General features: G+C 40.7%; 22 protein-coding genes. 11 read left to right on the plus strand and 11 right to left on the minus strand.

All coding sequences use genetic code 11. The features are described 5' to 3' along the window. Window positions 1-87: 87 nt before the first annotated feature. Together ACFN7Z_RS07775 and ACFN7Z_RS07780 are read right to left on the minus strand one after the other, a co-directional pair. Entirely contained in the window at window positions 88-681 is a 594-nt protein-coding gene (locus ACFN7Z_RS07775) for a nucleoside triphosphate pyrophosphatase (RefSeq protein ID WP_010326809.1), read from the minus strand. Next, window positions 678-1,064: a DUF2237 family protein gene (locus tag ACFN7Z_RS07780; RefSeq protein ID WP_004984725.1), complete on the minus strand. Its 387-nt coding sequence runs from the start codon at window positions 1,062-1,064 to the stop codon at window positions 678-680. The genes ACFN7Z_RS07775 and ACFN7Z_RS07780 overlap by 4 nt, the downstream gene beginning before the upstream one ends. A 139-nt stretch (window positions 1,065-1,203) precedes the next feature. Here ACFN7Z_RS07780 and ACFN7Z_RS07785 point away from each other — a divergent pair, with 139 nt between their 5' ends. The 4 genes from ACFN7Z_RS07785 (at window position 1,204) to ACFN7Z_RS07800 (ending at window position 4,924) form a co-directional block, all read left to right on the plus strand. Further along, a complete protein-coding gene (locus ACFN7Z_RS07785) occupies window positions 1,204-2,394 on the plus strand; it encodes a phosphoglycerate kinase (RefSeq protein ID WP_010326808.1) in 1,191 nt (396 codons plus the stop codon). 148 nt (window positions 2,395-2,542) lie between these two features. After that, entirely contained in the window at window positions 2,543-2,818 is a 276-nt protein-coding gene (locus ACFN7Z_RS07790) for a hypothetical protein (RefSeq protein WP_004696954.1), read from the plus strand. A gap of 121 nt (window positions 2,819-2,939) precedes the next feature. After that, window positions 2,940-3,977, plus strand: a complete 1,038-nt coding sequence (gene fba, locus ACFN7Z_RS07795; protein ID WP_004984718.1) for a class II fructose-bisphosphate aldolase — start codon at window positions 2,940-2,942, stop codon at window positions 3,975-3,977. A gap of 89 nt (window positions 3,978-4,066) precedes the next feature. After that, window positions 4,067-4,924 (plus strand): DMT family transporter, encoded by an 858-nt coding sequence (locus tag ACFN7Z_RS07800; protein ID WP_010326807.1) that lies wholly within the window; start codon window positions 4,067-4,069, stop codon window positions 4,922-4,924. Window positions 4,925-5,217: 293 nt separating this feature from the next. Here the strand turns inward: ACFN7Z_RS07800 and nfsB are convergent, their stop codons facing one another. Next, window positions 5,218-5,871 (minus strand): oxygen-insensitive NAD(P)H nitroreductase, encoded by a 654-nt coding sequence (gene nfsB / locus ACFN7Z_RS07805; protein ID WP_063454281.1) that lies wholly within the window; start codon window positions 5,869-5,871, stop codon window positions 5,218-5,220. A gap of 301 nt (window positions 5,872-6,172) precedes the next feature. Here nfsB and ACFN7Z_RS07810 point away from each other — a divergent pair, with 301 nt between their 5' ends. Together ACFN7Z_RS07810 and ACFN7Z_RS07815 are read left to right on the plus strand one after the other, a co-directional pair. Beyond that, window positions 6,173-6,406: a hypothetical protein gene (locus ACFN7Z_RS07810; protein WP_004696964.1), complete on the plus strand. Its 234-nt coding sequence runs from the start codon at window positions 6,173-6,175 to the stop codon at window positions 6,404-6,406. A 252-nt stretch (window positions 6,407-6,658) separates the two neighbouring features. Next, window positions 6,659-6,886 (plus strand): hypothetical protein, encoded by a 228-nt coding sequence (locus ACFN7Z_RS07815; RefSeq protein ID WP_010326805.1) that lies wholly within the window; start codon window positions 6,659-6,661, stop codon window positions 6,884-6,886. Between the two features lie 61 nt (window positions 6,887-6,947). Here ACFN7Z_RS07815 and ACFN7Z_RS07820 read toward each other — a convergent pair whose 3' ends face one another. Both ACFN7Z_RS07820 and ACFN7Z_RS07825 read right to left on the minus strand, forming a co-directional pair. Next, window positions 6,948-7,667, minus strand: a complete 720-nt coding sequence (locus ACFN7Z_RS07820; protein ID WP_010326804.1) for a UDP-2,3-diacylglucosamine diphosphatase — start codon at window positions 7,665-7,667, stop codon at window positions 6,948-6,950. Window positions 7,668-7,785: 118 nt separating this feature from the next. Beyond that, the gene (locus ACFN7Z_RS07825) at window positions 7,786-8,295 is read right to left on the minus strand and encodes a peptidylprolyl isomerase (protein ID WP_004696971.1); all 510 of its coding nucleotides are present in this window, start codon (window positions 8,293-8,295) and stop codon (window positions 7,786-7,788) included. A gap of 235 nt (window positions 8,296-8,530) precedes the next feature. Between ACFN7Z_RS07825 and ACFN7Z_RS07830 the strand changes: the two genes are divergently transcribed. From ACFN7Z_RS07830 to ACFN7Z_RS07840, 3 genes are all read left to right on the plus strand, one after another. Next, window positions 8,531-10,249 (plus strand): glutamine--tRNA ligase/YqeY domain fusion protein, encoded by a 1,719-nt coding sequence (locus ACFN7Z_RS07830; protein ID WP_010326803.1) that lies wholly within the window; start codon window positions 8,531-8,533, stop codon window positions 10,247-10,249. Between the two features lie 82 nt (window positions 10,250-10,331). Next, window positions 10,332-11,243 (plus strand): bestrophin family protein, encoded by a 912-nt coding sequence (locus ACFN7Z_RS07835; RefSeq protein ID WP_010326802.1) that lies wholly within the window; start codon window positions 10,332-10,334, stop codon window positions 11,241-11,243. A 119-nt stretch (window positions 11,244-11,362) separates the two neighbouring features. After that, the gene (locus ACFN7Z_RS07840; RefSeq protein ID WP_010326801.1) at window positions 11,363-11,824 is read left to right on the plus strand and encodes an SRPBCC domain-containing protein; all 462 of its coding nucleotides are present in this window, start codon (window positions 11,363-11,365) and stop codon (window positions 11,822-11,824) included. Here ACFN7Z_RS07840 and ACFN7Z_RS07845 read toward each other — a convergent pair. The 5 genes from ACFN7Z_RS07845 to putA form a co-directional block, all read right to left on the minus strand. Then, window positions 11,818-12,357, minus strand: a complete 540-nt coding sequence (locus ACFN7Z_RS07845) for a lecithin retinol acyltransferase family protein (RefSeq protein WP_010326800.1) — start codon at window positions 12,355-12,357, stop codon at window positions 11,818-11,820. The genes ACFN7Z_RS07840 and ACFN7Z_RS07845 overlap by 7 nt on opposite strands. A gap of 202 nt (window positions 12,358-12,559) precedes the next feature. Further along, window positions 12,560-12,808, minus strand: a complete 249-nt coding sequence (locus ACFN7Z_RS07850; protein WP_010326799.1) for a hypothetical protein — start codon at window positions 12,806-12,808, stop codon at window positions 12,560-12,562. 208 nt (window positions 12,809-13,016) lie between these two features. Further along, on the minus strand, window positions 13,017-13,241 hold the full coding sequence (locus ACFN7Z_RS07855) for a hypothetical protein (protein ID WP_004984703.1): 225 nt from the start codon (window positions 13,239-13,241) through the stop codon (window positions 13,017-13,019). A 242-nt stretch (window positions 13,242-13,483) separates the two neighbouring features. After that, window positions 13,484-14,566: a tRNA (uridine(54)-C5)-methyltransferase TrmA gene (gene trmA, locus ACFN7Z_RS07860; RefSeq protein WP_395442661.1), complete on the minus strand. Its 1,083-nt coding sequence runs from the start codon at window positions 14,564-14,566 to the stop codon at window positions 13,484-13,486. Between the two features lie 267 nt (window positions 14,567-14,833). Continuing rightward, a complete protein-coding gene (gene putA, locus ACFN7Z_RS07865; protein WP_029575035.1) occupies window positions 14,834-18,589 on the minus strand; it encodes a trifunctional transcriptional regulator/proline dehydrogenase/L-glutamate gamma-semialdehyde dehydrogenase in 3,756 nt (1,251 codons plus the stop codon). A 117-nt stretch (window positions 18,590-18,706) separates the two neighbouring features. Between putA and ACFN7Z_RS07870 the strand changes: the two genes are divergently transcribed. After that, on the plus strand, window positions 18,707-19,201 hold the full coding sequence (locus ACFN7Z_RS07870) for an Lrp/AsnC ligand binding domain-containing protein (protein WP_010326795.1): 495 nt from the start codon (window positions 18,707-18,709) through the stop codon (window positions 19,199-19,201). A 69-nt stretch (window positions 19,202-19,270) separates the two neighbouring features. Here ACFN7Z_RS07870 and putP read toward each other — a convergent pair whose 3' ends face one another. Then, a complete protein-coding gene (putP, locus tag ACFN7Z_RS07875) occupies window positions 19,271-20,794 on the minus strand; it encodes a sodium/proline symporter PutP (RefSeq protein WP_010326794.1) in 1,524 nt (507 codons plus the stop codon). A gap of 1,124 nt (window positions 20,795-21,918) precedes the next feature. Here putP and ACFN7Z_RS07880 point away from each other — a divergent pair. Beyond that, the gene (locus tag ACFN7Z_RS07880) at window positions 21,919-22,284 is read left to right on the plus strand and encodes a hypothetical protein (RefSeq protein WP_010326793.1); all 366 of its coding nucleotides are present in this window, start codon (window positions 21,919-21,921) and stop codon (window positions 22,282-22,284) included. Window positions 22,285-22,366 lie beyond the last annotated feature (82 nt).

The following is a 22,366-nucleotide window of genomic DNA, read 5'->3' on the forward strand; positions in this document are numbered from 1 at the left end:
CTGTTGTTAAATTTAATGCTCATAAACGAACAGCAACACCTGCTGCTGTTCAATTTATTGGGAATTAACTAAAAATACTTCTAATAATTATGGCACAAGCACTTTTAATTCACGCAGAATATGACACAACTGAATCATAGGCATACCCATCAACGTGGTTTGATCTTGTCCTATCATTTGTTCAAATAAGCTGATACCAAGGCTTTCACACTTGAAGCTTCCTGCACACATCAGTGGCTGTTCAACGTCAACATAACGCTGAATTTCAGGTAGTCCCAATTTACGGAACTTAACTTTATAATGTTCAACCAGACTACGCTCAAAACCTGTTGAGTGTTGCTGCACGCTGAGTGCGGTACTGAAGTAGACAATTTTGTCCGAATTGGCCTGTAGCTGTTTAATGGCTTTTTCAGTACTCAAAGGCTTACCAATAAAAATATCGGGTGCACCTTCACGCCATGCCACTTGATCTGAACCAATCACGATTGCTTCAGGATTTTGTGACGCAATGACATGCGCTTTTTCAAAAGCAAGTCGCTTGGCTAAATCATCGGCATGGCTTTCACCACGAGGCGATTCGTTTATATCAGGGACAACGCAGCGGTAGTCTAGACGTAAACGGTTCATGAGGTCTTTACGAGTTTGACTGCTTGATGCCAAGATAATTTCTGAAGTATTCATTCGACTGCATATTCCATAAGCACATTCAGCGGGACATAGGACAGTACAGCTTGATGGCAAGCTTGAACTTTAACAGGAGGCGCAAAACCGGCCTGATAAGCTTCTACCCAACGGGTCACACAGATACACCAAAAATCACCAGGTTGTAGACCTGGAAAGTCAACTTCAGGCACAGGGGTAATGAGATCATTACCTACACGCTGCGAAAAATTTAAAAACTCAGAGGTCATTTCGACACAGATCGTGTGTTGTCCCAAATCAGAAGGTGCTGTATGACAAAAACCATTACGGAAATATCCAGTGATCGGGGAATAACAACAGCTGGCTAAAGGTTCACCCAAAACGTTTAAACGGTTTAGATTTGGATCAGGATGAATAGACATAAATGCTAAATCTAGTGAGACTTTTCACTATGATAGCAAAACTTTGCCTTTCGTTTGCTTTTCTGCAAAAGAAGCTAACCTTTTTCTGCATAATCATTTAAAATCGATGCGATTTTTATATATAGAAAGAGAGCTCTACATGAATTTTCAGCGTATGACTGACCTCGATTTAACGGGTAAACGTGTTCTTATTCGCGAAGATTTAAACGTTCCTGTTAAAAATGGTGTGATTACAAGCGATGCACGTTTACGCGCCGCTTTACCAACAATTAAAGCAGCGTTAGCACAAGGCGCAGCCCTAATGGTTTATTCTCACCTTGGTCGTCCAGTTGAAGGTGAGCCAAAACCAGAACAATCATTAGCACCTGTTGCTGCGTATTTGACTGAAGCATTGGGTCAAGACGTTCAATTAGTGACGGACTATCTCGATGGTGTTGAAGTTACAGCAGGTCAAGTGGTACTCCTTGAAAACTGCCGTTTTAACGTGGGTGAAAAGAAAAACAACCCAGAACTTGCTGCAAAATATGCAGCACTTTGCGATGTATTTGTGATGGATGCATTCGGTACAGCGCACCGTGCAGAAGCATCAACTGAAGGTGTGGCACGTTTAGCGAAAGTTGCAGCGGCTGGTCCTTTATTGGCAGCTGAGTTAGATGCACTTGGTCGTGCATTACAAACACCTGAAAAACCAATGGTTGCTATTGTTGCGGGTTCTAAAGTATCGACTAAGTTAGATGTGTTGACATCACTTTCTGACATTTGTGATCAATTGATCGTGGGTGGTGGTATTGCCAATACCTTCTTGGCAGCAGCAGGCTTCAATGTCGGTAAATCATTGTGTGAAAATGATTTGATCGATACAGCAAAAGCGATTGCTGCAAAAGTTTCTGTACCTCTTCCAACAGATGTTGTCGTGGCAGATGCTTCTGAAATCGATTTTGCAGACTTCTTGGGTTCATTGGCTGCTGCTAAAGCAGTCGTGAAAAAAGTTGAAGATGTGACTGACAATGACATGATTTTGGATGTAGGTCCAGAAACAGCAAAAGCATTTGCAGACATTTTAAAAACGTCAAAAACGATTCTTTGGAATGGCCCAGTGGGCGTATTTGAGGTTGATCAATTCGGCGAAGGCACAAAAACTTTATCTTTAGCGATTGCTGAATCTGCTGGCTTCTCTATTGCAGGTGGTGGTGACACTTTAGCTGCTATTGATAAATACGAAGTTGCAGACAAAATTGGTTATATCTCAACTGGTGGTGGTGCTTTCCTTGAGTTTGTTGAAGGTAAAACACTTCCAGCAGTTGCAGCGCTGATAGAGCGTGCACAATAATTATTGTGTGCTAGTGCTGTTGTAAAAAGGTTGACTTCGGTCAACCTTTTTTATGAGCTTAACAAATCTATTCATCATTCAGTCATGAAAATGAAATAATGCTGAAATAAACTACAGGGCATTAAATCATCTGTTCTAGGAAAACATTATGAATTTAAAAATGACCCTTGCTGCACTTTTGTTAGCACCATTGGCACTGACTGCTTGTAAGAAAAATGAAGCACCAGAGCAAACCGCTGCGGCATCTGAAACAGCAGCAGTTGAAGAAGCTGTAACGGCTGAACAACAAGCGGCAATTGATGCGATTGATCAGCCAGAATTGGATGAAAAGAACAAAGACATTCCTGCTGAAGTTGCAAATGCACCTGCAGATGCTGCAACTGCCGATCCTGCGGTAGAGGCTTCGGCTGCTACAGCACACTAAATACACGCGAATTTCGTAAAAAGTCCCTGCAATTGCGGGGATTTTTTTTAAATAGTGTTATTTGTTGCTGAATTGAAACCTTTGAGCATGTAGAATATGTCGCATCAACTGGGAGGACATTATGGCTCTTATTTCATTGCGCCAGCTCTTGGATCACGCCGGCGAACATGCTTACGGCGTACCAGCATTCAACGTAAACAACTTAGAACAAATGCGCGCAATCATGCTTGCAGCAGATGCGACAAATTCACCTGTTATCGTACAAGCATCAGCGGGTGCGCGTAAATATGCAGGCGCTCCATTCTTACGTCATCTTATTTTGGCTGCAATTGAAGAATGGCCACACATTCCAGTGGTAATGCATCAAGACCATGGTACAGATCCAGACGTTTGCCAGCGTTCAATTCAATTGGGTTTTTCATCTGTAATGATGGATGGTTCATTGGGTGCAGACGGTAAAACACCAACAACGTATGAATACAACGTTGATGTAACACGTCGTACAGTACAAATGGCGCATGCATGTGGTGTTTCAGTTGAAGGTGAAATCGGTTGTTTAGGTAGCCTTGAAACTGGTATGGCGGGTGAAGAAGATGGCGTAGGCGCTGAAGGTGTTCTTGATCATTCTCAACTTTTAACTTCAGTTGAAGAAGCACGTCAGTTTGTTGCAGATACCAATGTAGATGCACTTGCAATTGCGGTGGGTACTTCTCACGGTGCATATAAGTTCACTCGTCCACCTACAGGCGATATTTTGGCGATTGACCGTATTAAAGAAATTCATGCGGCGCTGCCAAATACCCACCTTGTGATGCACGGTTCAAGCTCTGTTCCGCAAGAATGGTTAGCGATCATTAACCAGTACGGCGGCGACATCAAAGAAACTTATGGTGTTCCTGTTGAGCAATTGGTTGAAGCAATCAAGCACGGTGTACGTAAAATCAACATCGATACCGATTTACGTTTAGCATCTACAGGTGCAATGCGCCGTATGATGGCTGAACAACCAAGCGAATTTGATCCGCGTAAATTCTTTGCAAAAACTGTTGATGCAATGAAACAGATCTGTGTTGATCGTTATGAAGCTTTTGGTACTGCGGGCAACGCCGACAAGATTCGTCCAATTTCTTTAGAGAAAATGGTTGATCGTTATAAATAATTCTTTTTGAATGATTTATATTGGAAAAGCCCACCCTGATGTGGGCTTTTCTATGTGTGTAATCCAAGTGACAATAATAAGAGTGTGCTATGGAACTGATATTTGCTGCGGCCTGTTGTAGTGTGGTGGTCTCCATTCTTTTAAAATGGGGCAAAAACAAAGGATTTGATCCGATCCAGATGATCAGCTGGAACTATGCTTCAGCCAGTTTACTGTGTTACGTCTGGTTTAAACCTGACCTAAGCCACGTTTCTGTTTCAAATACTCCGTGGTGGCTGATTATAGCACTTGGTGTCTTGTTACCGAGTGTATTTTTATTTTTAGCCAAGTCTTTGCAATATGCAGGCATTGTCAAAACAGAAATCGCACAGCGTTTGTCGGTGATTTTATCTTTATTGGCGGCTTATTTTATTTTTCAAGAACAGTTTAATCAGCTCAAAATTATCGGGGTAGTCTTGGGGCTTGCCGCCGTGATGTGCATTTTATTTACCAATGCCTCTGGTGGTGGAGAAGGTCAAAAACAGGCTGTGTGGTATTTAGCACTAGTCTGGTTTGGTTATGCGCTGATTGATGTCTTACTCAAATATACAACAGGGCTGGGTGTGCAGTTTTCCGTTGCGTTAAACCTGATGTTTATTTGCGCGTTTTTATTGTCAGTCGGTTATGTTGCTGTGACCACGAAAAATATCGGCTTAACCAAGAACGTCTTGGCAGGTTTATGTCTTGGCGTGTTGAACTTTGCCAATATCGCACTTTATGTCAAAGCTCATCTGTTACTCAAGGACAGCCCAGCGGTGGTCTTTGCAGGCATGAATATTATGGTGGTGCTGTTAGGCGTATTCAGCGGACTACTGTTCTTTAAAGAGAAGCTCAAACTCGCAACAGCAATCGGATTGGTGTTGGGTATCACAAGCGTGGCTTGTTTAGCTTATGCAATGTCTGTTTAAAATAGATCTGCACAAAGGAAAAAGGGTGTTTGAGTAGATCCTCAATCACTGCAATTCCCAATAACAGCCCTGGTTGCTCACAATTGGGGCAATCGGGATAGTGAGGGCGCATGATATGTTGATACTGACCTAAATAGATTTTATTGCAATGTGCACATTCAAATTTCATCGGTATATTGGGCTTAACAGACATCAGCAACCTCACTTTTTTTGTTTTGGCATTGAACATGATGAAGCAATTTTCAGGCCCAAAATATAAAAGGGACTGAAGTCCCTTTTATAAACAAATAGCATTACAGCTGCGTGAAAATATCTTCTTTGCTTAAGCGAGACTTTGGCAATTTTGCATTGAAGTCAGCATCACTACGATAGCCTAGTGTGAGCAATACAGAAGGGATTAGACCTTGTTCGGCTAAACCTAGCTCTTCACTAATAATGGATTCATTAAAACCACCAATTGGCGTCGCATCAATTTTTTCAATACCTGCAGCCAATAGAATTTGACCTAAAGCAATAAAGGTTTGGTTTTCGGCCCAACGCTGCACATCACCTTTTTCATTGCGGTAATAGTTGACATAACCTGAACGACTGTCTTTTTGGCCTTGCTTAGCGGCATCATCTTTAAAACGACCATGTAGGTCATCTTGATGCAATAAATTTTCCAAATGTTGCTCAGAAATATCGGCTTTGGTACAAAATAAAATTGTATGTGATGAATCTAGTACTTTGGGAGCATTGTATGCGTATTTACCCACCAGTGCTTTTGCAATTCGTTCTTTGGCGTTTGTGTTTTCTGCAATGAAAAAATGCCAAGGTTGGATGTTGATAGACGATGGCGTCAAGCGGAGAATTTCTAATAATCGAGCAAACTGTTCATGAGGGATCTTTCTATTTGGGTCATAAGCTTTGGTGGTATAACGACTTTTTGAAATATTTAGCAGATCCATAATCGCACTCGATTTATTGTTGATGTCTGATTCTAACCGATGAAAGGAGACTTGTGATCACGCTACAACTCGAACAGACTTAGATTTTAGTTGAAAAAGGCATACAGACTTAGTTCGTTATCATTATTGAATAACGAGTGTGTTACTCAATTTCTATGGGGGAGAGGCAGTTAGTATGTAATCAAAGCTGGGTGTAAGTTACTCGTTTTGTTTTTATGTGACATTGAGATAGTAATTGCGTTGCAATCAAATCTATAAAGTGGTTGAATTACTTCTTTAAAATAATGAACATACTGTATAAATGTTTGATCTAGAACCTAAAAATATCAAAGCTAAAATCCGACAACAGTCTTTAACGAAAGTTTTTACGGTGTTGATTTTTGGTTTGAGTATTTTAATTATTGTGTCAGAATATCAAAAATATAGTGAATGGAATTTTAAGTTTCTAGTGATTGCTGTGGCTGTCATGGTTTGGAATTATAAGTTGGCTCGTGAAATTAAAAATTTAAAAGATCAAAATACCGATGTGCCTTAAACAAATCATTTTCTGGTTTATGCTAGTATTTACCCAAAGTGAGCTACTTTTGCTTAAATCTTGACAACCTAGTATAATGAAGACTACGAGTAGGTATTGTTCCTACTTTTCTATGATATAGCTGATTGTGATCTATCTGAGTTCAGGCATTTGACTTGAATATCATCATTGTAACTACAGAATTATTATTCAAAACCCGTTTTATTAATCTCTTTGTTCCATCACAAAAAGCTCACTTAGTGAGTTAAAATTTTGACAACTTTAAATACATGGCGTGTTGCTACAGCCGTAAATGGTAGTGAAATCAATGTAAAATTGGTGCCACTTAAACGTCAACAGAATACAAATCAGGGTTTAATCTGGGTTGAAGTGGGGCATATGATTCAACTTGAATCTGGCGAAACTCTTCCAATGAACTTAGATGGTTTGAGCTTTTATACTGGTGTTAATCAATTGTATCGTCTAAATGAGTTGAACTAAGGCGATAAGTACTTGAGTTAGCATTATGTATAATATTGATTGGTATAGTAAAAAAATGGCATTAATACTGCCATTTTTTTAATGCCAAATTTTGTAGATGATTATTCGCATTAATTTCTAAAATCTGAGCGGAATCTTCTTTCCAGTCACCAAGTACAATTCTCTTTTTTCCATCGACATCATGAATATTGGCGCGGTGGGTGTGTCCGTGAATCAGTAAATCCACATTGCTTAATGCGACCTGAACTGCGCTTGGGTTAACATCCATAACTTCATAGCTTTTAAACTGTTGCGCTTGACGGCTTTTTTTACGGAATCCATTGGCCAGTTTTTGTCTAAAGCCAAGCGGTGTACTTTTTAAAAACTTCAACAGAAGTGGATTACGGATAATTTTACGAAAGCGCTGATAGGATACGTCATCCGTGCAGAGCAAATCACCATGTTCAATACGAATGGTGTAATCTGAAAGTTCGAGTGTGCATACTTCGGCTAACAGTTGACCATTAAATTGGTCGAGGAACTGTTGTCCTAGGGCAAAATCACGGTTACCTGTTAAGAAATAGATGTGATTGCCTGCATTTGAAAATTGTTTTAAGGCGCGAATGATTTCATCTAGCCAAGGGGCTGTGTAGTCGTCGCCAATCCATGCATTGAACCAGTCGCCTAAAATATACAGCTGAGTGTTCTTGTTTTTATAAGCCTCTAATAAATCTAAAAACCCCCGAACGAGTCGAGGGTGATCTGGTGACAAGTGTAAATCAGCGATAAACAAATAGGTCACGGAAGTTTCCTTTTAAAAACCCCTCCCGACCTCTCTTTAATAAGGGAGGATAATCTCATGTTCGAATGAGAGTCTAGCTCCCTCCTTTATCAAAGGAGGGCTGGGGAGGATTTAAAAATTACTCAGAAATGATCTTAGCAGATTCAATCACAACGTTCTCAAGCGGAACGTCAGCGTGGTAGCCACGGTTACCAGTACGAACACCTTTAATTTCGTTTACTACGTCTAGGCCTTCAGTTACTTTACCGAAAACTGCATAACCCCAACCTTGTGCATTTTTGCCAGAGTGGTTAAGGAAAGAGTTATTACCCACGTTAATAAAGAACTGAGCAGATGCAGAGTGAGGTGCTTGTGTACGCGCCATTGCAATTGTACCAAGGTCATTGGTTAAGCCGTTATCAGCTTCGTTTTCAATTGCATCACGTGTTGCTTTTTCTTTGAAGTTTTCATCCATACCACCACCTTGGATCATGAAACCATCGATCACGCGGTGGAAAATTACGCCGTCATAGAAACCGTCACGTACGTATTCTAAGAAGTTAGCAACAGTGATTGGTGCTTTTTCGTTGTTAAGTTCAAGAACAATACGACCTTTATTGGTGTTTAATTCGACTTGAGGAAAACTCATTGTGTAATCTCCTAATCATGGACATCAAAGCCATGGGTTTTTTGGTTGTGAGAAGCATAAGCAAACTGTAAACTACAAGGCAAGTAAAAACGTTATTTTCTTTGTAAAATAGATCAAATATCGTTTAAGGGGCTGTAAAATATTCATAAATCGACTGATAGATCAGTTAGAATTATGCTCGTATAGCAGGACCCTATTTTTCCTTAATTTTTTTCATCAAAGTGATTTTTAAACTATGAAGCCGAATGATGTTGTTTCAACACTGCCAAATAACCCGACACCAAGTAACAATGCCTCTGTCGCAGCGCAGCAAGAACAACAGCCAGGCTTAGATTTTGTTCGCCAAGTGATTACCGAAGATTTGGCTGAAGGTCGTACGCAAAAAGTAGTCACGCGTTTCCCGCCAGAGCCGAATGGTTATTTACACATTGGTCACGTGAAAGCAATTTGCTTGAACTTTGGTATTGCCAACGAGTTTGATGGTTTTTGCAACCTACGTTTTGATGACACTAACCCAGATGCAGAAGAACAAGAATATGTAGATGGGATCGTCAATGACGTTAAATGGTTAGGTTTTGAGTGGAATGGCGAACCACGCTATGCGTCAAGCTATTTCGATCAACTCCATGCATGGGCGGTTCAACTGATTAAACAGGGTGATGCTTATGTTGATTTGCAGTCACCTGAAGAAATTCGTTTGAACCGTGGTAACTTTATTGAGCCGGGTAAAAACTCGCCTTACCGTGATACTTCAGTTAAAGAAAACCTTGCGCGTTTTGAAAAAATGAACAATGGCGAGTTTGCAGAAGGCGAAGCTGTTCTGCGTGCCAAAATTGATATGGCATCTCCAAATGTGCATATGCGTGATCCTATTTTGTACCGTGTACTCCATTCAGAGCATCACCAAACAGGTGATAAATGGAAAATGTACCCAATGTACGACTATGCGCATCCATTATCCGATGCAATCGAAGGCATTACTCACTCATTATGTACTTTGGAATTCCAAGATCACCGTCCGTTTTATGACTGGGTGGTTGAGAAAGTACACTCGGAAGCAGTACCACGTCAGTATGAATCTAGCCGTTTAAATATCGACTACACCATTACCTCTAAGCGTAAATTGCGTAAATTGGTTGAAGGTGGTTATGTTAATGGGTGGGATGACCCGCGTATGCCAACTGTTGTAGGTATGCGCCGTCGTGGTTTTACCCCAGAAGGCCTACGCGACTTCTGTAAGCGTGTTGGTGTGTCGAAGTCAGACGGTATTGTTGATGTTGCAATGCTTGAATATTGCATCCGTCAGTCTCTAGAAAATGTTGCGGCGCGTGGTATGGCGGTGTTGAACCCACTTAAAGTTACGCTCACCAACTTGCCTAATGATATGGATTTAACCCATTCACGTCATCCAAATGTAGATATGGGTGAGCGTGTGATTCCGTTAACATCTGAAATTTACATTGACCGTAAAGACTTTGAAGAAGAGCCACCAAAAGGCTTCAAACGTTTAATTCCTGGTGGTGAAGTGCGTTTGCGTCATGCTTATGTCATTAAGTGTGATGAAGTAATTAAAGATGAAAACGGTGAAGTTGTTGAGTTGAAATGTTCAATCGACCCTGAAACTTTGGGCAAAAATCCAGAAGGTCGTAAAGTTAAAGGGGTGATTCACTGGGTATCTGCGACCAAAGGTATTCCTGCAGAAGTCCGTATTTATGATCGCCTGTTTACAGAGTCGGACCCTGAAGTGGGAGATGATTTCTTAGCGAACTTGAACCCTGATTCGTTGAAAATTGTACACGCGGTGATTGAGCCTGCATTGGCGCAAGCACAGCCTGAAGACCGTTTCCAATTTGAACGTGAAGGTTATTTTGTTGCAGATCAATACGACCATACAGCAGAGAAGCCTGTGTTTAACCGTATTTTAGACTTAAAAGACAGTTTTAAGCCTAAATAAGCGCTGTTTGCTTGATGTGGATATAGATATAAGGCTCAACCTCGGTTGAGCCTTTTCGTAGCGAAACCAATAGGAATACACTGTGATCGTTCGAGATAAAACCAATAGCTTTGCATTACTCTTTGCTTGGCGTGGCACCATTTTACCGAAAGTGTTTCCTGCGCTGATGGTTGGTGTTTTAATTTCAACTCTGTTGGTTTATCTAGCGACTCAACATTACGTGACAGCTCCTGCAGTGCCTGTCATTGGTTTTACTGTATTTGGCGTCATTCTTTCGATTTTCTTAAGCTTTCGAAATACAGCGTGTTATGACCGTTGGTGGGAAGGACGTAAGCTATGGGGCGCAATGATTGCCAACGCACGGCATATGATCCGTGATAGTTATGTCTTAAATGATGCAGAGCGTACAGTTTTGATGTATCGCGTGATGTTATTTAGCCATTTGCTTCGAGATCGTTTACGGCAGCAAAGTCATACCTATGACCACTATCAAGCCAAAGTTCAACTGACGGTAGAGCAGTGGAAAATATTGGATACGCATATTAATCCACCGCAATATCTATTAGAGCTTACGCAGAAAGATCTGGCGGCGTTGTATAAGCGTGGTGAGATTAGCGATATTATTTACAGTATGCTGACCAAGCATACGGTGGCAATGGGGGATATTCACGCTGGTTGTGACCGTATTTCATCTACACCTCTGCCATTTTCTTATTCGGTTTTGTTACACCGTGCCGTGTACTCTTTCTGTCTCATTTTACCTTTTAGTTTAAGTTCCAGTCTTGGTTTTTGGTCACCTGTGATCGTGGCCTTAATTGCCTATCTCTTATTGGGTTTAGATGCGCTAAGTGCAGAGTTAGAAGAACCTTTCGGGCTTCAGGAAAATGACTTGCCTTTAGATGCTATTGTGCGGGGCATAGAGCGTGAAATGCTCAGTTCTTTAAATGAATCCTTGCCAGAACCAGTAAGTGCGCATAGAGCCAATTTAAGTTAAAGCAGTAAACAAATCCATAACAGAAAATGAGTGGATTGCCTGAGCCATAACAAATTTTCGATATGATTGGTTTGTTGAGATGTGCTATCACTAAGTTTAAAAGTGATAGGGATATAACAATGACTACCGTGATCGAAACTCAGATGTTGATTCGGCGTTCTGTCAATATTGTGTTTAATGCTTTTATTGATCCACTCATAACCACCAAGTTTTGGTTTAGTCAGTCTTCGGGCTATTTAGAAAAAGGCGCAATGGTCGATTGGACATGGGATAAATACCAAATTACACACTCGACTCATGTCCTACAAGTCGTTGAAAATGAGCTGATCTGCATCGAATGGGGCACGCCTAAAACTAAAGTAGATTTTGTATTTGAAAAAATCGACAGCATGAATACCTATGTGATCATTCGAAACTATGATATTGAGTTACAGGGTAATGAGCTGATTCATTATGTGATGGATGCAACAGGTGGCTTTACTACAGTGCTAGATGGTGCCAAGGCATGGCTTGAATACGATATCCAGCTCAACTTGGTTGAAGATAAATTTCCACCTTTTGAACTGCGTTCACATCAGTGATCTTTTTTAGAGCGCTCTTCTTTAAACTCAAAATAGTTCCCAAGCTGCTGTTTGGCCTTATCACGTAATTTCTTTTTGATATACAGCACCAAGGCAAAACAGGTGGTGGTCAGCGTTAACATTAGGCTGTTCATGAAACTCATCATAGAGCTAACATAGCCAATAGTAGTAAGTCGGTGCATCATCTTGATGACTTGTGGGCTACTTTCAACGCCTGTAATGGCCCACGTGCACAAGTGTTCACAGTTATTGATAATAAGATGGTAGTTGTTTTCATGCATGCGTGAGCGCATACGGCGAACCACTTTACGGCCTTTATATTTGGGGTCTTGGTACTGATTGACTGTAATTTTACGTCCGTGGCTAAAGTTCTCGATGGAAGTGATTTCAATCGGATGCTTTTTAAAAAGATGTGCAAAACCTGAATAATGGATCACACGTCCACGCCCCGCATATATGCCGTGATGCGTATAGCCAAAATGTTTGACTATAAGATGAGCCCCCAAGGGGTAGTGGACTTTTTGTTGTTGCATGCCTAATACGTGCTAATTCATTACAGTTGTCTTTTATCTGTATTTTAAAGCTTCTGCTGGGAATTAGCGACTGTTTAGTGGGTTTTCAGTTATTTGAGTTTACGATGATAGAAATAAAAGAGACCGATTGGAAAGGAGCATCTAGCTTTTCTGATTACATTAAAAAAGGATGCAAGCATCCTCTTTTAAGATGAAGTAGTGTTTATTGATCCACTAGACCTAAAAGTGAGTTTTGGGTACTGCACATGCGTGTTGCTTCTTCAGTGTTCATCGCTTTCACGTCTTCTTCAAATTTCTTTTTTTGTTCTTTGAGTTGTTCTTCAGGTAAACCCATTTGCTCGGCAAGTTTTTCCATTTTTTCCCAAGACTCAACACAAGCTTTCGGCATCTTGCTACATGCTGTTAAAGATAAAAGGGTAATACATGTGCTGATTATGAGTGGTTTTTTCATTACTTAACCTTTTAATTTTCAAACATTATTGATTTTTATATTGAGCCTGTAAGGTAACAAAAATTTAAGACTTTGTATAATATTTAAACGTGCAAAGTGTGCTGTGCTTCATATACCGTGGTTTTTTATAAGGCGAATGATGTACAGACATTAAAAAAGGCACTTAGATCAATTTAAGTGCCTTTTTGATGAATATTCAGTGACTCTACTACTGTAGAGGTCGATGCTGAAGTTCATTTAACTCCTTACGGCCATAGCCACGAGAAGCTAATACTTTTTTAATCCCAACAATCACGTCTTCATCGGTCGCTGTTTTAAGCTTTTCGATGAGCTGTTCATTGGTTTTACAAGAGCAGTCATTTTCAACACAAGCAATTTGATTTTTATGCTCGTTTTGCTGTTCATTTGAAAACAGCTTTTGCCAAAAACTCATATAGACTTCATTTACAACCTAACATAGGGTGAAATATAACCAATCTGTAAAATAATGCAAGTCAGCGTGAGAGATAAAAGCAGCGATCGATGTCGAAAAATTCCGATTATAGCGCAAGGTATTAACGTTATTATGACAGTTGAAATACTTGCATTTTATATAAGCTTATCTTTTTTCATGAAAATTAAAAAAGAAGCTCATTTGAGCTTCTTTTTTATACGGTTTGAGTTGCAACAAATTGTTTAAATTTTTTCCAGCAAAACCCCAGACTCGACATGATGCGTATAGGGGAATTGGTCAAACAACGCAAACTGTGAAATTTTATGGGTTTGGCTGAGTGTTTGTAAGTTGTCATGCAAGGTGTCAGGATTACACGAAATATAGATGATTCGTTCAAAACGCTGAATCAATTTTAAGGTTTCATCATCAATACCCGCACGCGGTGGGTCAACAAACACCGTATCGAATTCATAGCTGCTCATATCGATATTTGCTTCTTGTAAGCGACGGAATTCGCGCTCGCCGTTATAGGCTTGTGTGAAGTCTTCTGCCGATAAACGCGCGACTTGAATATTATCGATGTGGTTTTGTTCGATGTTCCACTGTGCTGCATACACAGAGGACTTAGCTAGCTCAGTGGCTAAAACACGGTTGAAACGGGTTGAAAGCGGTAGGGTAAAGTTACCATTGCCGCAGTAAAGTTCTAACAAATCTTTGTTCGACTGCTGTGCAGCATTACAGGCCCATTCGAGCATTTTTTGGCAGACTTGCGCATTGGGCTGCGTAAAGCTGCTTTCAATTTGTTTGTACTGATATTTGCGCTCAAAAACTTGTAGTTCTTCCACCACAAATTCATCAGTGAGTACCACTTTTTGACCACGGCTACGGCCAATCAACTTAATATTTAATTTTTCTGAAAGTTGTTTGGCTAAAACCTGCCATTGTTCATCGAGTGGGCAGCGATAAATCAGTGAAACCAGCATTTCACCCTTTAAGGTTGCTAAGAAATGCACTTCAAATAGGCGTTTTGAGAGGAGATCATAGCTTTTCAATGCTGCCAATAAAACAGGCATGAGCTGATTAATACTGGCATCAGCGATTGGGAAGTCATCAATACGAATGACTTTTTTCTGATTGTCTTCATCGCGTTCAAACATGGCATAAAACATATCATCTTCGGTATGCCAAATACGGAATTCTGCACGCATGCGAAAGTGTTTTTCAGGAGATTGAAAAACTTCAAGCGAAGGTGGAGTGAGTTCAGCAAATTGAGCTGTAATTCGTTCAATTTTGGCGTCAAGTTGTTGTTGATAAGAAGAAGTCATATGCAGTAAAAATCGCAAACATATAGAAAAAAGAGATGGTAACAAAGTTTGCCGAATTAGCCTAAAGATATTCAGCAAAAGCGTGGGGTTTATTCATGTTAAAGATGGTTTGATACTTTGCTATATCGGAAATTATCGAGCAGATTAAGCCAAACCGAGTCGCATAAAAAATGCCAAGTAAACAGACCAGGAGATGTTGACTTGGCAATAGAGGAAACACAGTAATAAACCTGTAGTCCCGATAAGAGCTACAGGTTTAAATTCGGCTTAGTTCAAAGTCATGAGACTTGCATTACCACCAGCAGCTGCAGTGTTAACACTAATAGCGCGCTCAATCACAAAGCGTTCTAAAGGAATGGCAGTTTGTGATGGGCTAAGATGAGTAATGCCTACAATCGCACCTTGACGCTCAGCAATCTGCTGTTGCAGAGCTAAAAGCTGCGCCGTTGTACCATGATGTAATACTGCATCAAAAGCATCAGTTTTGATGTCTTTGATGACATGGAACGCTTGAGCCAATGCTTTAGGCATGCTTGGCATGTGTTTTAACACAAAGCTGTTATCTGAAAGCACTGCTGGACGGCTACCAACTGCAAAAATTGCATTCAACTGTTGTAGTTGATCCGCTTCTTGTTCAGCTAATGACAAGACTGCATGACGCGGAATCACCATGTATTGGTTGCTTTCACCAGTCGGACCTTGCAGCTCGTAATGATGACCTGAACAGAAGTTCTCAATTTTTGCCAATTTCACTGCTGGGAAGGCTTTAGCTGCCCACTCAAGGAACAATGCAGAGTTGCTGAACTCGACTTGAGGGTTCAAATCAGCACCTGTTGCAAATGGTTTATTCAACTTTTTCGCAGAACAGTTTTGCATTAGGCGATATAGATAAATTGGACCACCCGCTTTAGGGCCTGTACCTGATAAACCTTCGCCACCAAAAGGTTGTACACCGACAACTGCACCCACGATGTTACGGTTGATGTAGAGGTTACCTACTTCAGCATGGGTCATTACAGTTTGAATGGTCTCGTCAATACGGGTATGTAGACCCATCGTCAGGCCATAGCCTTTGCTGTTGATGTGCTCAAGTAGCTGTTTGAGTGAACCTTGGTTAAAGCGAATCACGTGCAGCACTGGACCAAACACTTCGCGCTCTAAATCATTGAGATTTGGTAACTCAATTAGTGTTGGTATAATGAACGTGCCTGCATCTAGTTCAGAGTCTTGAGTATCATTACGCATCAACTGGTGTACGCGATGACCTTTTTGGCGCATCTTGTCGATGTGCTTTTGAATGTTTTCTTGCGCTTCAGCATCAATCACAGGGCCAATATCAGTTTTAAGTAGATATGGGTTGCCCACTTGAAGTTGTTGCATTGCACCTTTAAGCATTTGAATCACAGCATCGGCATTGTCTTCTTGTACACACAGTACGCGAAGGGCAGAACAACGTTGACCTGCGCTGTCATAAGCTGAACTGACGACATCAAGTACAACTTGCTCAGTCAATGCTGATGAGTCAACGATCATGGCATTTTGACCGCCTGTTTCAGCAATCAGGGGAATGCTTTCACCAGTTTTGCTTAGACGCTTCGCCACAGTTTTTTGCAAAATCTTAGCAACTTCAGTAGAACCTGTGAACATGATGCCTTGAACTTGCTCGGCTGCACTGAGTTGTGCACCCACAGTTTCACCGCGACCCGGCATCAGCTGTACAGCAGCTTGAGGCACACCCGCTTGCCATAAGATTTGAATTGCTTGAGCTGCGATCAATGGTGTTTGTTCAGCTGGTTTAGCAATCACGGTATTACCCGCAACCAATGCAGCAGCAACCTGACCTGTGAAGATGGCCAATGGGAAGTTCCATGGGCTAATGCATAGCATAGTGCCTAAAGGCTCAACTTCTGCGTTTGCATCTAGATCAATCATTTGCGTTGCGTAGTAGCGTAAGAAATCTACAGCTTCACGAACTTCTGCAATAGCATTGGCATACGTTTTACCACTTTCACGGCAAAGTAAAACCATCAGTTCTTCTAAGCGAGCTTCCATTAGGTCAGCAGCGCGAAGTAGGTAACTTGCACGGGTGTCTTTAGCCGTACGTGCCCAAATGTCTTGAACAGCCTGCGCATTGTTTAATGCTTGCTCAACTTGTTCAGTTGTTGCTTCTTGTACATAACCCACAACATCTGAGTGACGTGCTGGGTTGATAATGCTTTGCGGAGCAACGGCGTCATTGGTCTGAAAGTGCTCACCCATTGGTGCAGCAGACCATTGGTGCTTAGCAAACTGTTGAGCTGTTTGGTTCAGATGAATTAATGCAGAGTCATTTGCAAGGTCTAAACCTTTGGAGTTTGCACGTAGCTGCCCATAAAGCTCAGCAGGAAGTGGAATCGAAAGGTGCTTTTGACCCACGATATTTTCACGTTTTGCACTGCTTAAAATGGTTTGAGTTGGGTTTTCAATCAAATCATCAATTGCGAGTGACTTGTCTGCAATACGGTTGACAAAAGAGGTGTTTGCACCATTTTCAAGTAAACGACGTACAAGATAAGCCAATAGTGTTTCATGGTTGCCCACTGGCGCATAAATACGGCACGGTACACCCAGTTTTTTATCTTGCTTTTCACCGACCACTTGTTCATACAGTGGCTCGCCCATGCCGTGTAAGCATTGGAACTCGTACTGACCCACGTAGTATTTCTCTGGGTTGGCCATTTCATAAATGGTCGCCAAGGTTTGCGCATTGTGCGTTGCAAACTGTGGGTAGATTTGTTCTGGTGCAGCCAATAATTTTTTCGCACACGCGATATACGACAAGTCTGTATGTACTTTACGGGTAAATACAGGGTAGTCGGTCATCCCTTCGATTTGTGCTTTCTTGATTTCGCTGTCCCAGTACGCGCCTTTCACCAAACGGATCATTAAGCGTTTTTCGCTACGTTTAGCCAAGTCTACGATGTAGTCAACCACGTAGAAACAACGTTTTTGATACGCTTGGATAACGAAACCAATGCCTTTCCAGTCTTTGAGTTCTGGTTCAAAGCATAGACGTTCAAGCATTTCTAAAGAAATTTCTAAACGCTCAGATTCTTCGGCATCGATATTTAAACCGATGTTATAGCCGCGTGCTAATTTAGCAAGGGTAAAGACTTTGCCGTACAACTCTTCATGCATACGTGCAACTTGTGCACGTTGGTAGCGAGGGTGTAGAGCAGATAATTTAATTGAAATACCCGGGCCGTCATAAACATCTTTGTCTTTTGATGCTTGACCAATGGCATGAATGGCATCGGTATAGTCTTTCATATAACGATTAGCATCATGATCGGTCAGTGCCGCTTCACCCAGCATGTCGTATGAATAGCGGAAGCCTTTTTCCTCAAGACGTTCAGCGTGTTGTAATGCTTCACCAATGGTTTCGCCAGTCACAAACTGTTCGCCCATCATACGCATAGCTACATCAACCGCTTTACGGATGATGCCACGACCACTACGTGCCAATAAGCCTGTTAAAGTGCCTGATAAGCTATTTTGCTTTGGTGTTTCCATGAGCTTGCCAGTCAGCATGAGACCCCATGCTGCCGCATTGACAAACATCAGGTTACTTTGACCAACGTGCTCTTTCCAGTTGCCTTGGTTGATTTTGTCTTTAATCAATAGGTCACGTGTCGCCATGTCAGGAATACGAAGCAATGCTTCAGCTAAACACATCAATGCGATGCCTTCTTGAGAAGACAATGCAAATTCTTGTAAGAGACCCTGTACAATACCTGCTTTACCGCTGCCGCTTTTACGTTCACGTAAAGTATGAGCCAAATCAAACGCAAGTTCATGAATGCGTTGATTCATCTCGTCAGAGATTTTGCTGTGGTCTAATAAGTTTTGAACACAGTCAGTTTCGGCACGTCGCCAAGCGGTATTGATTTCAACTTCAAGCTCACTTTTTTCTTTGAATTCGGTAATATATTCAAATTGAGTTTGAGCGTCGTTGAAATGCGTATTGCTTTCCATCATATTCATGCCTACATCCTGTGCATACAATAATGTGTTGAGAGATCTATAGTAATTAATTTATGATTACAGAAAGAATACCGAATAACTCACTATAATTTGTATGCTATTTAGAGATTAATTCAGATGACGAGCCCAATTTTTAGCTTGGACCGAACAGATATCAAAATATTAGATATTCTTCAAAGAGATGGAAAAATATCGAATATTAAACTTGCCGAAGAAGTGAACTTATCAGCGACAGCTGCTTTGGCTCGGGTGCAAAAATTAACCAAGGAAGGCTTTATTTTGAATTATGAAGCACGCTTAAATCCAAACATGCTGAATGCCAGTTTTGTGGTTTTTGTTGAGATACTTTTGGATAAAACCACGCCACATGTCTTGGAAGATTTTCGCCATGCCGTACTACAGCATGATGAAATTGTGGAATGTCATATGACCAGTGGGGGCTTTGATTTTGTGGTGAAGATTCGTTGTGCCAGTATGGATGAGTTCCGAAAAATCTCAGGTCAAGTCTTGTGGCAACTGCCGGGCGTTAAAGAAACACGCAGTTATCCCGTGATGGAAGTCATCAAAGAAAGCTCACGTATTCAACTCAAATACAAACCTTTGTCGAAATAATTGAGTGCATGAGATGCAAAAAAAAAAGGGGCTTAAAAGCCCCTTTTTTTTGTTGGTCTACACGTTCAATTAACGTTGTGTAGATTCTTCTTTCATTTCAGCCATGGCTTGTTTGTACATGCTGTCTGCTTGTTCAAAGCGTTGTACTACTTCAGCTTCAGGGGCTTTACCCATTAAGCTTACAACTACAATGCTGATCCAAGAGAAGATGAAGCCTGGAATAATTTCATATAGACCTAAGTGTCCTAATGCATTTTTCCATACAATCACAGTTACCGCACCAACAATAATACCTGCAATAGCACCATTCAAGGTCATGCGCTTCCAGAACAAAGACAAGATAATCAGTGGACCAAATGCCGCACCAAAACCTGCCCATGCATAAGCTACAAGGCCTAGAACTTTACTGTCAGGGTTGCTTGCTAAGCAAATTGCAAGAACAGCAACTGCAAGAACCATGAAACGACCCACCCAGACCAATTCTTTTTGAGAAGCGGTTTTACGGATGAATGCTTTGTACATGTCTTCTGTCAATGTTGTAGAACAAACCAGTAACTGACAGCTTAATGTACTCATCACCGCAGCTAAAATTGCAGCTAAAACAATGCCTGCAATCCATGGGTTGAATAATATTTTAGTTAGTTCCATGAACACAGTTTCTGGGTTTTGAGAAACCACAGCCGCCAGTTCAGGGTGTTGTTGGAAGTAAGCAATCGCAATAAAACCTGCACCGACTGCACCACCTAGACATAAAATCATCCATGTCATACCAATGCGACGCGCAGCAGGAATTGTTTTCACAGAGTCTGCAGCCATGAAGCGCACTAAAATGTGTGGCTGACCAAAATAGCCTAAGCCCCATGCCAATGATGACAGGATGGCAACAGTGCTGAGCTCAGAGACAATGTGCATTGCTTGTGGGCGAGCAGTTTCAAGTAGGACTGAAAACTGTGCAGCATTACCATCAATCGCAAGATAAGTCATGATTGGGGTAAGCAGCAGAGCAAAAATCATTAAGCCTGCTTGGAAGGTGTCTGTCCAACTAATAGCAAGGAAGCCGCCGATACATACATAACTGATGGTTGCAATTGCGCTAATCCAAAGAGCAGTGGTGTAATCCCAACCAAAAATGCTTTCAAATAAACGTGAGCCAGCGACCATGCCTGAAGCACAGTAAATCGCGAAGAATACTAAAATAACGATCGCTGAGATCATACGCAAGATACGTTTACGATCTGCGAAACGACCTGTGAAATAATCAGGCAGGGTGAGGGCATTGTTTTGGACTTCAGTATGTACACGTAAACGTCCTGCAACCAATAACCAGTTGAGCCATGCACCAATGATCAGACCTACAGCAATCCACGCTTCAGACAAACCAGACAAATAAATTGCGCCCGGTAAGCCCATCAGTAACCAGCCACTCATGTCTGATGCACCTGCAGAAAGCGCAGTAACTACACTTCCTAAGCTACGACCACCTAAGATGTAATCATCAAAGTTGTTTGTGGACTTGTATGCATACAAACCGATGCCAACCATGGCAATGATATAAACTAAAAATGTGACGAGGGTGGGGTTAATTTGACTCATAGGCATTCCTTGGCAAAATCCGACTTGGGAGATTTTTTAATCGCTTTGTTTGAGACGGCGATTCAAGCATAAAAATAAAATTACACTCTGTAACAGTTGTAAGGTGTTTTTGTATATTTTGTGTAATTATTAATTGTTTTTTAAAATTAAACAATAAGTTGTTGAAAATATGTTGTTTATTGGTCAATTATTATTCTTTTTTATAGGGTGAATGAAATTCTAAGCATTTATTTCGTAAAATCAGCGGGCTAGTTATAATTTATGATTTTTTATTGCTTACGAAAAATTACATTACCTACAAAACAGGTGTATTTACATATAAAGTGTTTCATTTATGAAATGTATTTACAGTCGTGAAATAGTTAGAAAAGACGAATATTTCACCATTGAACTAATTTTGTTAAGGCATTCATACTTTGAGTGCATTGGAAAACTTTCAAATTTCTAATTAGAAAAAAGGAATTCAATGGCATTTTCTGCTTGCTTTGGAACAAGTGAAAATAGCGTCGGTATAAATTAACTGCAAATTTGACAAAATTTCTCCTGAAATTGTGCAGGCCATTGCGGGGGCATGTGAGCAATTGAGCCAAACTCCTGAAAATTGGACATACGCTTTCCCTATAGATGTCTATAAAGTTGGGGTGGGCACCTCAATTAATATGAATAGCAACAAAGTGCTGGCCAATCTTGCATTAAAGCATGTATTCCTTTCTTAAGGTAAATACGAGGTTCTTCAACCAAAAGACCTTGTGACTAAATATCAATTGACCAATACTTTCTACAGTGGCGCTATGTTTAGCAATTAATTAGTGTTGGTATTTTAATCGAATCTTAGGTCATGTGAAATGGGTAAACAGTGTATTGCGGAAAACAAAACAGTTCAGTGAGTGGTATTGGAGAAAGGGTTGTTGACTTAATAACCCTTAGGTCACATTTTCTCATTTGAAACTTGGCTGCTGAGTTGACGCCTAAGGTTGTATCTTTAGCATACGCTAGCTAGAACATTTATAACTATATAGGTATAAAAGTAGTCAATGCGCTGCTTTTATACTTTTTAGCCGATACAAGCTAACAAAAGGTAGCAGTTAGAACTACAATAAGCTTGAGTGAAGAACCATGATTAAATGTCTATGCTGAGTAAATTAAGCCAATTATTTAAATTAAAGAAAGATGCGCCAGAACAACTTTTTTTGCAGCAGCATCAGATTGAATATAATGATGAAAAAGGCTTTATCATTGAAGGTATTGTGCTAAATGCCATACATGCTGAACGTTTGGTCTATTTTTCAAATCGTAGAATTAGTGAGTTTGATGATCTTAATGCACTTTTTTATAGTGCTATGCTAATCAATGAGAAAATCGACTTAGAAATTGCCAATGAACGATTTGTCGCACGTTTAGGTAATAATCTAGAAAACTTAACTGAGCTAAAGCGAATGATTAAGCTACTTAATGACTATTATTACCAGTTTATACGTGACAAAAAATAAGTCTTTTAAAAGCCATAAATTTGAGTTGTAAAAAGGACTTAGCGCTAGATTGATGTTGTTGTTGTCGTGAAAAATAACATGC

The sequence above is a fragment of the Acinetobacter sp. P1332 genome (assembly GCF_044057475.1).
Lineage (GTDB): Bacteria > Pseudomonadota > Gammaproteobacteria > Pseudomonadales > Moraxellaceae > Acinetobacter > Acinetobacter johnsonii.